The sequence below is a fragment of the Streptomyces sp. NPDC060198 genome (assembly GCF_042728415.1).
Taxonomy (GTDB): domain Bacteria; phylum Actinomycetota; class Actinomycetes; order Streptomycetales; family Streptomycetaceae; genus Streptomyces.
In genome coordinates this window covers 1-13,336 of the sequence record NZ_JBHWZJ010000197.1, presented here as the reverse complement: position 1 = coordinate 13,336, position 13,336 = coordinate 1, and the positions used below count along the sequence as shown (strand labels likewise).

Below are 13,336 nucleotides of genomic sequence, written 5' to 3'. Positions count from 1 at the left end.
GACCGGCGGTGAAACCGGCGGCCGGAGCGTCGGCGGGCTTCCCGGAGGGGACGCCGTCGTCGTCGAGGCGTCTGGATCTTTTCAGCGAAGGCACGCCCCGACGCTCGACCGATCCGGTGGACGGATACGTCCTGAGAGGTGAACGAGAGGGGCCCTGGGGGCAACATCGACATTTCTCGCATCGTGGCGCTCAAGAGTTACCCCAGAACGCCTCCTCTTCCACCTTCAACCCGGGCAACATCGCGCGGAATCGGTCGTAGGCGGAGCGGCAGGTCGCATGCCGCTCGTACGTCCTCGGTGACGTGGCCACCACGGTCCCGGCCCTGTCCCGCAGCACCCAGATCCAGCCGCCGCCCCCCTGACGGTGCTGGATACCCCCCGAGTGGTACGCGTGCTCCGCGCACAGGACGACGAACGCCGCCCTGCACCGCGCGTGCGACCCGAACGACACCCCCGCCACCGCCACCGACCGGCCGTTCGACGCGACCAGCCGCCAGCCGTACCCCCCGTGTGCGTCGATGTCTATCTGACATCGCGTGCCCGTCGTACCGGCGGCCGATCTCGCGGCCTCCTTCGGCTGTTCCATGCCCCACCCCCCGCCGCCCCTTCACAGAAAAGACCGCAGGGTACGCACCTGCGCGGGCGGCACAGGCAATCTACTGAGACGAGGGGAACCATGGAGAGGCAAAGGACACCCCAAAGGTCACGATTCATGACGCGGTAACCATGTGTCCATGCTGGGGAAATCGCCCGAGACCGCCCATTCCGCGCCGGCGTGCGCCGGACGTGGGAGACCGGCCCTGGAACAGGGGCATCCGGACTGTTTTCGTGCCCCGGAGCACCCGCCCGCGTTGCTCGCCGCGCGCAGGGGGCGGGCGGGTCCTTTGGCGCGTGGCGCCTTGCGCGTGGCGCCCGGGCGTCCGGTGCGGGTGGCGCCTCGGAGCCGTACGGAACGAAGGGGCGCGGCGGATGGCCGCCGTGCCCCCTCGCGCCGCCTCGGCGACCCCGCCCCGGTCTTCGGGGGCCGGGCTCAGCCGTGCGGGCGGACCGGCAGCTTCTGCACGCTGTTGCCCACGAAGGAGGCGTGCCGGGGCAGTTCGGGCTCGGGGACGGCGAGATCGAGATCGGGGAAGCGGGTGAACAGCTGCTCCAGCGCCGCCGTGCCCTCCATCCGGGCCAGCGGGGCGCCCATGCAGAAGTGGGCGCCGTGGCCGAGGGAGAGGTGGCGGGCCTTGCTTTCGCGGGTGATGTCGAAGCGCGCGGCGTCGGGGCCGTGGGCGTTCGTGTCCCGGCCCGCCGCCGAATAACCGGCCAGCACCGGTGTGCCCTTGGGGATCACCGTGCCGTCGAGTTCGAGGTCGCGCGTCGGGTAGCGGAACGGGAAGTAGCTCACCGGGCTGTCCCAGCGCAGCGTCTCCTCCACCACGTCCTCCCAGCTCGCCTCGCCCGCGAGCACCAGGGCGAGCTGGTCGCGGTGGGTGCAGAGGGCCCGGACCGCGTTGGTGATCAGGTTGAGGGTCGTCTCGTGCCCGGCGATGATCGTGAGCATCAGGGTGCCGATCAGCTCCTGCGGGCCCAGCCGGTCACCGTTCTCCTCACGGGCCGCGATCAGCGCGCTGGTGAGGTCGTCCCCCGGCTCCTGGGTGCGGGCGGCGGCGACCGCGCTCAGCACCTCCACCATCTCCCCGTTGGCGGCCATCGCCTCCTCCGGTCCGATGTCCGTGGCGACGATCTGGTTGGACAACCGGTGCAGCCGGTCGTGGTGTTCGGCCTCCACGCCCAGCAGTTCGCAGATCACACCCATCGGCAGCGGCAGCGCGAAGTGCGTCCGCAGATCCGCGACCCCGCCCCCGGCCGCGGCGGCGGCCTCCAGGCCGTCCAGCAGCGAGGCCGTCAACGCCTCGATGCGCGGCCTCAGTTCCTCCACCCGGCGCGGAGTGAACGCCTTGCTCATCAGGGACCGCAGCCGCCGGTGGTCGGCGCCGTCCGCGGTCGTCATCCCCTGCACGGTGGCGAACGTCTTCAGCGGCCAGCCGTCCGCGATCTCACCGGCCTGGAGCGCGGCGAAGTGCGCGGCGTTCTTCGCGACGTCGGGGTGCTGGAGGAACTCCTTGAGCGCGTCGTGGCCCAGCACCGCCATGCCCTCCACCTCGCCGGGCAGGATCACCGCCGCGACCGCGGAACGCTCCAGCAGCCGGGCGTTGGCCGCGTGCGGGCAGCCGCCCGCAGGGTCGAGACGGTGCGGCCCGTCGGCCGCCGAGTTCACCGGTGACGTGTTCAACAGAGCTCTCCAGGGTCGGGGATGAGTGGCCGCGGAGGGCTGCACGGTGCTCGGTGCACCGAGCGGCGCTCCGCGAAGGGCGGGGCCTCGGCGCGGGAGTCAGTACGGCACGGTCGTGGAAGGCCGGGACGCCGAGGTGCTCCAGGGCACCGTCCGCGCCGGGACGAGGTCCCCCGCCGACTGCGCCGGCACCGGCCCCTGCGGCAGCTCGGCCCTGCCGAACCGCACCGGGAGCGCCCCCAGGCCCTTGCTCCAGGGCGACTTGATCCATTCCAACTCGGATTCTGGCACGGCGAGTTCCAGGTCCGGCAGCCGGTGCCGGATGGTGTCCACCGCGGTCCGGGTGATCAGCCGCGCCGGGTCCTGCGCGGGGCAGGTGTGCGGTCCGGCGCCGAACGCCAGGTGCGAGCGGTTGCCGACCACCGGCGCGCCGTCCGCCGGCAGGATCTCCGGGTCCGCGTTGGCCGCCGCCAGACCCAGGATCAGCATGTCGCCGGTACGGATGTCCTGTCCGCCGAACCGCATGTCCCGGGTGGCGTAGCGGGCCGGGAAGTTCTGGGTGGGCGGGAAGCGCCACAGGACCAGGTCGAGCGCGTCGTCCACGCTCAGATGGCCGCCCGCCAGCGAGGAGCGGAACGCCGGATCGCACAGCAGGATGCGCAGCGTGGTGGCGATCCAGTTCACCGTGGTCTGGTTGCCCGCGACGAACATCACCACCAGGTTGTGCAGCACCTCCTCGTCGGTGAGCTCCGCCGGGTGGCTCAGCAGCGCGGAGGTGACGTCCTCGCCCGGCTCGCGCCGCTTCTCCTTGATCAGCCCGTAGAGGATGGCGCCCATCCGGCGGTTGGCCTCCGCCGAGCCACTGGTGGCGGAGACGGTGCCCGCCACGGCCTCCACCAGATCCCGCCCGGTCCGGTCGTCCAGCCCGAGCAGTCCGGTGACCACCCGCATCGGCAGCGTACGGGCGTAGTCCGCGACCAGGTCCGCCTCGCCGCGCCCGGCGAACGACGCGATGAGCCCCTCCGCGGCGGTCCGCACGCTCCGGCGCAGCTCGTGGCCGTTGATCTTGGCCAGGGCGTCCGAGACCGCCGCCCGCATCCTGCGGTGCTGCTGCCCGTCCGTGAAGAGCAGCGCCGGACGCCAGCCGACCATCGGGAGGATCGGCGAGTCGGCGGGCACCCGGCCCTCACGCAGCAGACTCCAGTGGCGCGGATCGTGCGAGAAGTCCCCCTCGTCACGGGTGAGCCGGAGCAGCTCGCGGTGGCCCAGCACGAGCCAGGCGTCGATGCCCGGAGCCACGGAGACCGGCGCCACCGGGCCGTGCTCGGCGCGCATCTCCTCGTACAGCAGGGTCATCCGGTCGCCGTCGAGATCCGGCCCGTACAACGGGGTCGCCGAGGACACGGCAGGGGCGGCGGGCCAGGGGCACCGGGCGGCGGACCCGGCCGGGGGGTGCGGGGTGCTCATGAGGGCTCCGTGGCGACATGGATGAGGTGGCTGACGAGGGCGATCAGAGCCCGGATCGACGACTCCTGGTCGCGCGCGTCGCACAGGACCACCGGCGTCCCGGGAAGCAGATCGAGGGCCGCGCGCAGATCGGCCGTGTCGTGCAGCGGACTGCCGGGGAAGACGTTCACGGCGACGGCGAACGGCAGATCGAGATCCTCCAGATTGCCGAGGGCGTCGAACGACGCGCTCAGGTCCCGGGTGTCCACCAGGGCGAGCGCCCCCAGCGCGCCCTTGGCGAGATCCCGCCAGGCCGGCAGGAACCGCTGCTGCCCGGGCGTCCCGAACAGATAGAGCACCAGGTCGCCGTCGATGGTCAGCCGCCCGAAGTCCAGGGCGACCGTGGTGGTCGTCTTGCCGCTGTCCACGACGGGGTCGACCCGGGCACCCGCCTGGGTCATCGCGGCTTCCGTGAAGAGCGGTTCGATCTCCGAGACGGTGCCGATCAGCGTGGTCTTGCCCACCCCCAGCGGGCCGACGACCAGGATCTTCGCCGCCCCCGCCACACTGGACGCGACGTACTTCCCGGAGAAGCCGACGGGCGTCCTTCCACCCGGGGCGGGTGCCGGAGCGGCCTCGACGAAGGCTTCAGATACGGCTTTCGAGACCATCGAGGACCTTTCTGAGCATGGTCAAGTCGGCACGTTCGGCCGCGGGGATGGGAGGGCGGGTCACGATCAGCCCCCACTGGACGAGATCGGCGAGCAGCACCTGTACGACCGAAGGCGGCTGGCGCAGGTGCGCGGCCACTTCCGCGACCGAGATGAGCCCCTCGCAGTGCGTCAGGATCGCGAGGTGCTCCGGCTGGAGGGAGGCGGGGAACGCCGCCTCCGTCGCCATCACCAACGACTCCCAGGACAGCGGCTCACCGCCGGACTCCGCACGGCCGCGGGTGATGACGTAGGGGCGTACCGCCGAGGCCCTCGGCTCCTCGGACCGGTCCGTCATGACGACGCGATGGCCTGATCCCGCGGCAGACTGCTCAGGTGCGCGCCGATCTTCGCCACCAGCAGCTGCATTTGCTGGGCGACGAGGCCGACGTCCGCCTCCAGGTCCGTGGCGACACCCAGATGCGCGCCCACCCCGGCATGGGTGAACAGGACGAACCCGTGGTCGGACTCCAGCATCAACTGGCGCAGCCCGACACCCGAGCCGAACAGCAGAGTCGTCGTGGAGCGGCCCGTCATGGTCATCGCCGCGCAGGCCGCCGAGAGCGACTCCGCCTCCGCGACACTGAGCCCGGACACCGGGCCCTTGAGGTTCTTGGCGGACGCGTGGCCGAGACGCAGGCCGTCCTCCGAGACGACCACGGCGTGCCGGACGCCGGGGATCTCGGTGAGCGGGCGGAGCATCCAGCCCAAGTCGGGAAGTCGAGTGATGGTTCCGGTCACGACCGGCCTCCGTGCTGCTGGTTCGGGCTACTGGGCAGGGGCGGTACGCCGGGCGTCGCCGCCTCGGGCGGATCGGTGGCCGGCCGGGGCCGCGCCTCGTCCGCGCCGAGGGCGGCGCGTCCGCGCAGGGTGCCGGACACCACGCTGGAGACCGACGCGCGGGCCGCCTCCGGCGTCCACGGTGCGGGCTCGGGGGCGGGCGGCGTCCGGGGCGCCGAGTGCCGGGCCGTCCGGAACGACGCGGCATCCGGCGCGTCCGGGGGACCGGCGGGACTCCGCCGGTTGCGGCGGCGGGGAAGTCCCGCGGTCCGCGGGGCGGAGTCCGGGGACGCATCGGCCGGGACGGGGCCGTCGTCCTCCTGGTCCTCCGGGCGGGTGTGCTCGCTGAATGCGGCGTCCCCGTCGGGTCGCCGACGGTCCCGTGCCGGGGGCTCGGGGGACTCCGGGGCGTCCGCGTGCCAGGCCTCCGGGCGCCGGTGCGCCGGGACCCGTGCCGCAGGCTCGGTGAGTAGCCGGAACGGTACGAACATCACGGCCCGGGTCCCGCCGTACGCGGACGTCCCGCTCAGCTCCACGTTGAAGCCGAGCTCACGGCTCCACCGGCCGACACAGGCCAGACCGAGCCGGGGCACCGCACCGAGCCGGGTCAGGTCCAGATCGTCGTGCAACTGGCCCCGGGCCTGTTCCAGCACGTCCGGCGGCATGCCGAGCCCGGCGTCGTCGATCTCGACCACCGCCCCGGCCCCCACCTCCCGGACGCTGACGATCACTTGGGAGCGCGATGGCGAGAACACCGCGGCGTTCTCCAGGAGTTCGGCGATGGCGTGCATCAGACCCTCGGCCGCCGGGGGCGCCGCGTACAGGGTCTGCCCGCCGTGCACCTCGATCCGCCCGAACTCCACGATCCGCGACTGCGCACCGCGTACGCAGTCGTAGAGCGAGACGGGCCGGGTCTCCCGGCGCGCGGGCCAGATGCCGCACATCACCAGGAGAGTCTGCGCCTTGCGGGTCATCTGGGAGGCCGCGTGGTCGGCCTTCATCACCTCGGCCATCAGCCGGGGATCGTCCAGCGAGCGTTCGACCTGGTCCAGCACCTGCTGCTGCACCGTGGCCATCACGTGCATGGTGCGCGCGACCGACTCGAAGGCGGCCATCACCGAGTCGCGCAGGACGCGCTCGCGGTGCACCGCCTCGTCCGAGCCGAGCACGTCCACCACGGTCTCCAGCGCCCGCGCGAACTCCTCGCCGGTCTCGCGCGGTTCGCGCAGCGGGCCCGGCGCCCCGTCCACCCGCGCTCCGGTGCGCAGCAGTTCGGCGATGGCGGGTACGCGCACCCGCGCGAGGTGCGCCATTTCGGCGTCCCGCGCGAGAGCGAGCGCCGCCATCTCGGTGCGGCGCGTGCGCTCGGCGCCGAGTTTCCGGGCGAGTAGCACCACCGGGGCGAGCAGCAGGACGGCGACCGCGACACCGCCGGCCGCCGCGAAGCGCGGCGCGTCGCCGGTGAGGGCCAGGGACGCCGCGGAGCACCCGGCCGCGAGCACTGCGGCGGCCGGCCAGATCACGGCGGGGCGGAGCACCGCCCACCTCCCCGGCCGACCGGTCCGCTTCGCGCGACGGTTCACTCCGTCGTCCGGCGGGCTCACCACGACGGCCCCGTCCTGACGGCCTTGCAGAACACAGCGCCAGCCACGAGGAATGGACCCTTCCAGGACACGTCGAACTCCCTTGCGAGATCAAAGGCATGCAGAGCCTAGACCAACCGGTATCCGTTCCAAGCGGAGAGCCGAAGAATGATCGTCAAGGTGGCGACAGAAATGCGGACTTGTCGCACTCGTTCTTCCGGTATTCGAGATCGGCCCCGTCTCTCGGCCGTTTCGCCGGCCTGCTCCGCCGGCCTGCTCCGCCGGCCTGCTCCGCCGGCCCGCGCCGGGCGCCGGGCGCCGGGGTGCCGCGGAATTCGGCATGTGCAGACGTCTTGTCACTGAGTGACACGCAGTCCTACTCTCCATTCTGACTGGTCAGTAACAAACCCTTCCCCAGGGCCCTTTCGGGGCCCCGCAGAGGGCTGTCCCGAGCACCCGGTCCGGTACGCGCGGTCCGCAGCGCACACCGGCAGCACCATCGTTTCGCCGGCAGCCACCCGGCCCGCTCCCGGGCCGGCACCTCACCGCACGTCCCGCACGTCCCGTCCCCTCGTCCCCCACCTCCCCCCACCCCTCCATCCCGGTACGGAATCAGGGTTCCGGGTGCCCTCCCCGCGCGTACTCCCCTCGACGCGGCGCGCCTCGACGCGCGCACCGCGAGGGCGGACACCGCCGGAAGCGCACCGACACCGGGAGCCGAGCGACATCTCGCCCTTCCCCTCGAACCAAGGAGTGAGCCGCGTGGAGCAACCGAGAAGAGCCCGTTTCCCCCGTCCGTCCCTCCGGGCGCCGAGTCGCCCCCGTACCGCCGGGCGTGGAACCGCCGGGGCGATCACCGGACGGCTGCTGGCCGCCGGTATCGCCGCGGCGGCCTGCCTGGGCGCCCAGACGCTTCCCGCGTCGGCCGCCACGACCCCGGTGATCTCCCGCGGCGTGGAGATCCCGGCCTTCTACACCCCGCCCCAGACCCTGCCCGCGGCGGACGGCACCCTCGTCCGTACCGAGTCGCTCCCGCTGGCGCTGAGCCTGCCCAGCCTGGGCGGCCCGCTCCCGGGCAAGGCGACCCGGCTCATGTACAAGTCCACCGACTCCAACGGCCTTCCGGTGGCCGTGACCGGCGCCTACATCGAGCCGGCCGCCGCCTGGAAGGGGAGTGGGCCGCGTCCGCTCGTCGCCCTGGCGCCCGGCACGATGGGGCAGGGCGACCAGTGCGCGGCCTCGCTGGGCCTCCAGAACCCGCTCACCCTCAACGGCGAGACGGTGTCGGTCGGTTACGAGGACCTCTCCATCTACCGGCTGCTGGCCGCGGGCACCGCCGTGGTCGTCACCGACTACGCGGGCCTCGGCGCCACCGACCGGCTGCACACCTACGTCAGCCGGGTCGACGGCGGTCACGCGCTCCTCGACGCCGCCCGCGCGGCGCGCGGGGTGAGCGGGGCGTCCGTCACCGCCGCCTCGCCGGTGGGGCTGTACGGCTACAGCCAGGGCGGCGGCGCCAGCGCCTCGGCCGCCGAACTCCAGCCCACCTACGCGCCGGACGTCAAGCTGGCCGGAGCCTACGTCGGCGCACCCCCGGCCGACCTGGCCGCCACCATCAAGGGGATCGACGGCAGCGCCCTGGCCGGCGCCCTGGGGTGGTCGCTGAACGGCTTCCTCCAGACCGACCCCTCCCTCCGGCCCGTCGCGGACGCTCAGATCAACGCGGCCGGCAAGGCGGCTCTCGCCGACCTCTCGACGATGTGCATCGGTGACGCGCTCTTCGGGTACGGCTTCAAGAAGAGCAGCTCCTGGACGACCAGCGGCAAGTCCCTGAGCCAGCTCGTCGACACGATCCCGCAGCTCAAGTCGACGCTCGACGCGCAGCGCATCGGCAACCTCAAGCCCACCACCCCGGTGCGGGTGGCCACCGGCATCCAGGACGACATCGTGCCGCACGCCCAGGCGCGCCAACTCGCCGTCGACTGGTGCAAGAAGGGTGCGAACGTCACCTACGACGCGATCGTCCTCCCCAACCTCGGGGACAAGATCGTCACGAACCACCTGGTCCCGCTCCTCACCGACCAGGGCGACGCCATCTCCTGGCTGACCGACCGGCTGGCGGGCAAGTCCGCGAGCTCCAACTGCTGGACCATGCCCATCCAGCCCTGACCCCGCACGAGGAACGCCGAGGGTCCCCCCGCTCGTGCGGAGGGACCCTCGGTCTGCCGGTGTCACGGCAGGGTGGTGCCGGGAGCGTCAGGGCTTACGGGCGACCAGACCCCACTGGTCGACGCCGGGGCCCTCGGGCTCGCCGTCCGGACGCCAGTACGTGATGGAGAGGAACCCCGGGTCGACCAGCTCCAGCCCCTCGGCGCAGCCGGTGATCTCCTCGGGCTCGCGCACCAGATAGGGCGGGTTGTCGCCCGAGTCGTACGCGTCCTGGGCCGCGAGGGTCTCCGGCGTCTTGATGGTGTCGCAGATGACCAGGTAACTGCCGGACGGCATGCGGGACATGTACGACTGCACCACCTTGATCCCGTCGTCGGGGAGCAGGTGCCCCAGCGTCGAGAGCAGCAGCACCGCCACCGGCTGGGAGAGGTCCAGGGTCTTCGCCGCCTCGTCCACCACGGCGTCCGTGTGGGTGAGGTCCTCGTCCACGAAGGCCGTCGCACCCTCGGGAGAGCTGGTCAGCAGCGCGGCGGCGTGCACCAGCACGATGGGGTCGTTGTCCACGTACACGATCCGGGAGGACGGATCGATGGCCTGCGCGACCTGGTGGGTGCTGTTCTCCACCGGCAGCCCGGTGCCGACGTCCAGGAACTGGCGGACGCCCAGGCCGCCGAGGTGGCGGATCGCCCTGGCCTGGAAGGCGCGTGACGCCTTCGCGATGGCGGCCGTGGCCGGGTAGGCGGCGGTGACCGCGTCCGCCAGCTCCCGGTCGACGGGGTAGTTGTCCTTTCCGCCCAGCCATGCGTTCCACACCCGCGCGGAGTGGGGTATGTCGGCACGGATCTTCTTGCGGAACTCAACGTCGTCAGGGGCCATCGGAATCTCCTACTCGCGCTTCAACGGGTGCAGTTGGCCGGAGATCCGGTCGCCCGCACGGCATGACCGTACCTCTCCACGGACGCGCGCGCTGCCCAGGTCAGACACCAAATGGGCCTGGGAAGGCGGGTTTTGCCGGAGTCTCAGGAACAGCGGGGCGAAGGCCTGACCGGGAAGTGACGATCAGGGCGGATTTGCCGCTCCCGGGCGACGCGAGCCGGACGGGGACGGGCCGCCGCCTCAGCGATCGAGGACCCCATGGACGCCGGCGGGCCAGGATCCCGTGTCCACGATGTGCTCCACCAGCCTGAGCGCCTCGCCGATGGGCACGGTGTCCCGGTCCGGGTACTCGTCGTGCTGCCCGGTGGAGAGGACGAACCCCGTGCTCGTCCCTTCCGCTCCCGGGTCCGCGGCGTGCTCACCGGGATCGCCGTCCTCGGACAGGAGCGTCACCATCGCCCGCTCGGTGTTCGTCACGAAGGCCGACGACCGTCCTGCCGAACTGGTCAGCCACGTCTCGAGCAGACCTCTGCCGACCCGCGCCCGAAGAGACTTCAGCACCGCCTGCGAGGACGCGGACACGGCGCCGCCGTCCTCGACCGCCCAGGACTCGACCGCCCAGGACTCGACCGCCCAGGACTCGACCGCCCAGGACTCGACCATACCCACGACGATCCCACGAACCCGGCTGCTCCGGCACCGGCGGCCGTACCCTCGCCGTTCGATTCGGCCAAGCCGACCGGTTCGGCACCCTTTCGCGTCCTCCGGGCCCCGAGGACCCTTCCCCCAGGAGAACCGTGCCGACGGCGCCGCAGAGCGTTCCCCCGAGGGAGGACGCCCCCGCGCGGGCCGTGCCGCCGGAACGGGCGCCAGGGAATCGCTGGACCGCCCTCTGGGGGAGCCGCCATGCCGAGACTTCTGTACGTTCCCGCACTCCCGGTCCGCCGCCACGCGGCCGAGGCCTACCGCGAACTGCGCCCGGCGATCCGCGACGGCGTCACCCCGCTGTGGAACCTGCAGCCCCACCCCGAATCGCGGGGTGCCCGGCTGGCGGCCGCAGTCCGCAAGGAGGTCGCCGAGGTGAGCCGGGTCCAGTCGGGGGGCCCGGCGTGGCTCGACACCCCCTTCGCCGACCGGGAGCAGATCCCCGCGATTTCCGAAGTGCTCGCCGAATACGTGGAATTCGGGGTGTTCCGGCCGGTGACAGGGCCGCTGCGGCCCGTCGTGCAGCAGGACGCCGCGCTCGCGACGGCGGTGGAGTACGGACGCCCGCTCGGCATCCGGGTGCCGGTACCCGGCGAGTGGGACCCTCGCCTTGGCGAGGAGGTGCGACGGTTGACGGCACGGATGCGCCGGGTGGCCGAGACCGACCTGCTGATCGACCTCGGAGGTGTCCTCGCCGACCGGACCGGCGCCCACAAGGAGGCGCTGCGCGCGCTCGACGCCCTGGTCCCGCTGGCCGACTGGCGCTCCGTCGTCACCATCGGCGGAGGATTCCCGCACGTGACGGCCGAGATGCTGGACCGGGGCGTACGGGAGGAGCCCCGCCGGGACTGGGAGGTCTGGCGCGAGATACGGCGGCACCTCGCCGGCCGGCTCCCCGACCTCGGGTTCGGGGACTACGGGGTCCAGCGGGCAGCCGCGCTCGCACGCCCGTACCGGCCGGAGCAAGGGGGAGGGCCGGACTGGGGGTACCTGCGCTACACCACGGACCGGACCTTCGCGCTGGTGAAGGTGGTGCACAGCGGCCCGGAGCGGACGCGGACCAACCGTGAGGCCGCGCGCGAACTCCTCCGGCTGCCCGACTTCCGTGGCGCGCTGGCCAGTTCGGGGGAGCGGTGGCTGCGCGACTGCGCCCGTTCGCTGACCCACCCGGCCGTGCGTACCGGCTCGGACGGTCCGGGCACGGGCAACGCCGCCACCTGGCTACGGGTCGGGAACGTCCAGCACATGACCCACGTGGTCCGGAGCCTGGCCCACCAGGCGTGAGGCGCCCGACCCGCCCGCCACGTCTCAGCCGCGGGCGCCGGGGTCTTCGCCGCGCGGGTCCTCCAGCCGGGCCAGCCAGGTGGTGAGAAGGCCTTCCAGCTCGTCCGCCCGCGCCGGGGGCAGCGCGGCGAGCAGACGCTGTTCGTTGTGCATGTGGTCGGTGAACGCCCGGTCGATGAGTTCACGCCCCGGCACGGTGAGCGCGACGACCCGGCCCCGGCCGTCCCCGTCCCCCCGGCGCCGGGTCACCAGGCCCGACCGCTCCAGCCGGTCGATCCGCTTGGTCATCGCGCCGGTGGTCACCATGGTGTGCGCGGCCAGCTCCCCGGGGGCCCGCTCGTAAGGCGCACCGGCCCGGCGCAGCGCCGCGAGGACGTCGAACTCGCCCTCGCTCAGGCCGTACCGCTGGTACACCACGCACAACTCCCGGGTGAGCAGGGCGGCGAGACGGTGCAGGCGGCCGATGACGGCCTGCGGGCCGACGTCGAGGTCGGGCCGTTCGCGGCGCCAGGCGGCCTGGATGCGGGCCACGTGGTCGGGCGGCGGTTCCTGGTGCTCGTGGGGCTGCTGCATGACGCCACTCTAGTGATTAGCTTCCGGGGAAGCTAATGTGTCTTCCATGGAAGCCAATCTGCGATGGATCACCACCGCCGCGGTGGCACCGGTGGCCTGGGGTGCCACCTACTACGTCACCCGCCACTACCTCCCCGCCGGGAACCCGCTCTGGGGAGCCGCGCTGCGCGCCCTGCCCGCCGGATGCCTGCTGATGCTCCTCGCCCGGACCGGGCCCCGGGGCGCCTGGTGGTGGCGGTCCGCCGTGCTGGGGCTGCTGAACACCAGCGCCTTCTTCGTGCTCGTCTACATCGCCGCACAGCGGCTGGCCACCAGCACCGCGTCGACGGTGATGGCACTCTCCCCGCTGGTCATGACCGTGACCGCCTGGGCCCTGCTCGCCCAGCGCCCCCGCGCCGCCCATCTGGCGGCGGGCGTGACCGGGCTCGCCGGAGTGGTGCTGATGATGTGGGGCCGTACGGGCGGCAGCGGCACCGGAGGCCTGATCGCGTCCGTCGCAGCCATGCTGGTCTCCTCCCTCGGATACGTGCTCTCCCAGCGCTGGGACTCCGGCGCCGGGGTCCTCGCCACCACCGCCTGGCAGCTCTGCTTCGGCGGGGTGCTCCTGCTGGTGGCGGCGCTCGCGTACGAGGGGGCACCACCGGCGCTGGACACGGGCGCGCTCCTGGCGTTCGGGTACGTCACCGTCGTCGCCACCGCGCTCGCCTTCCTCGCCTGGTTCGCGGCCCTGCGCAGGCTGCCCGCCGCCACGGTCGGCCTCGTCGGCCTCCTCAACCCGGTCACCGGCGTCCTGCTCGGCACGGTCCTGGCGGCGGAGAGCCTCACCGGCCGCCGGCTCGCCGGGATGGCGCTGATCCTCGCGGGCGTCCTGCTCGCCAGGCCGCGCGGAACGCCCCGACGCGGAAGGCGTGCGCGCCCGGCAGGGAGAC

Annotated in this window: 13 protein-coding genes; 3 read left to right on the top strand and 10 right to left on the bottom strand. The window is 72.8% G+C overall.

Annotated features, from left to right (window positions below; translation table 11 throughout):
* Positions 1–190 precede the first annotated feature (190 nt).
* The 7 genes from ACFWEP_RS22315 to ACFWEP_RS22285 form a co-directional block, all read right to left on the bottom strand.
* Positions 191–586 carry a hypothetical protein gene (locus tag ACFWEP_RS22315; protein WP_387372132.1) on the bottom strand — a complete coding sequence of 132 codons (396 nt, stop codon included), beginning with the start codon at positions 584–586 and terminating at the stop codon, positions 191–193.
* Positions 587–1,030: 444 nt separating this feature from the next.
* Positions 1,031–2,281: a cytochrome P450 gene (locus ACFWEP_RS22310; protein ID WP_387372130.1), complete on the bottom strand. Its 1,251-nt coding sequence runs from the start codon at positions 2,279–2,281 to the stop codon at positions 1,031–1,033.
* A 99-nt stretch (positions 2,282–2,380) separates the two neighbouring features.
* Positions 2,381–3,748 (bottom strand): cytochrome P450, encoded by a 1,368-nt coding sequence (locus ACFWEP_RS22305; RefSeq protein WP_387372128.1) that lies wholly within the window; start codon positions 3,746–3,748, stop codon positions 2,381–2,383.
* Positions 3,745–4,293 (bottom strand): ATP/GTP-binding protein, encoded by a 549-nt coding sequence (locus tag ACFWEP_RS22300; RefSeq protein WP_387372134.1) that lies wholly within the window; start codon positions 4,291–4,293, stop codon positions 3,745–3,747. The genes ACFWEP_RS22305 and ACFWEP_RS22300 overlap by 4 nt, the downstream gene beginning before the upstream one ends.
* A gap of 82 nt (positions 4,294–4,375) precedes the next feature.
* Positions 4,376–4,735 carry a DUF742 domain-containing protein gene (locus ACFWEP_RS22295; protein WP_328718869.1) on the bottom strand — a complete coding sequence of 120 codons (360 nt, stop codon included), beginning with the start codon at positions 4,733–4,735 and terminating at the stop codon, positions 4,376–4,378.
* Positions 4,732–5,178 (bottom strand): roadblock/LC7 domain-containing protein, encoded by a 447-nt coding sequence (locus tag ACFWEP_RS22290; RefSeq protein ID WP_327178488.1) that lies wholly within the window; start codon positions 5,176–5,178, stop codon positions 4,732–4,734. Before ACFWEP_RS22290 ends, ACFWEP_RS22295 begins: the two co-directional genes overlap by 4 nt.
* Positions 5,175–6,755, bottom strand: a complete 1,581-nt coding sequence (locus ACFWEP_RS22285) for an ATP-binding protein (protein WP_387372126.1) — start codon at positions 6,753–6,755, stop codon at positions 5,175–5,177. Before ACFWEP_RS22285 ends, ACFWEP_RS22290 begins: the two co-directional genes overlap by 4 nt.
* 798 nt (positions 6,756–7,553) lie before the next feature.
* On the opposite strand from ACFWEP_RS22285, the gene ACFWEP_RS22280 reads away from it, so the two are divergent.
* The gene (locus ACFWEP_RS22280) at positions 7,554–8,969 is read left to right on the top strand and encodes a lipase family protein (RefSeq protein ID WP_387372125.1); all 1,416 of its coding nucleotides are present in this window, start codon (positions 7,554–7,556) and stop codon (positions 8,967–8,969) included.
* Positions 8,970–9,056: 87 nt separating this feature from the next.
* Here ACFWEP_RS22280 and ACFWEP_RS22275 read toward each other — a convergent pair whose 3' ends face one another.
* Positions 9,057–9,845, bottom strand: coding sequence for an SAM-dependent methyltransferase (locus ACFWEP_RS22275; RefSeq protein ID WP_387372122.1), 789 nt, complete (start codon positions 9,843–9,845; stop codon positions 9,057–9,059).
* Between the two features lie 240 nt (positions 9,846–10,085).
* Positions 10,086–10,508 (bottom strand): hypothetical protein, encoded by a 423-nt coding sequence (locus ACFWEP_RS22270; protein WP_387372120.1) that lies wholly within the window; start codon positions 10,506–10,508, stop codon positions 10,086–10,088.
* Between the two features lie 243 nt (positions 10,509–10,751).
* Here ACFWEP_RS22270 and ACFWEP_RS22265 point away from each other — a divergent pair, with 243 nt between their 5' ends.
* Entirely contained in the window at positions 10,752–11,834 is a 1,083-nt protein-coding gene (locus ACFWEP_RS22265) for a beta family protein (protein ID WP_387372118.1), read from the top strand.
* Positions 11,835–11,858: 24 nt separating this feature from the next.
* Here the strand turns inward: ACFWEP_RS22265 and ACFWEP_RS22260 are convergent, their stop codons facing one another.
* Positions 11,859–12,407, bottom strand: coding sequence for a MarR family winged helix-turn-helix transcriptional regulator (locus ACFWEP_RS22260; RefSeq protein WP_387372116.1), 549 nt, complete (start codon positions 12,405–12,407; stop codon positions 11,859–11,861).
* Positions 12,408–12,453: 46 nt separating this feature from the next.
* Between ACFWEP_RS22260 and ACFWEP_RS22255 the strand changes: the two genes are divergently transcribed.
* A partial coding sequence (locus ACFWEP_RS22255; protein ID WP_387372114.1) for a DMT family transporter occupies positions 12,454–13,336 on the top strand: 883 nt, incomplete at its 3' end.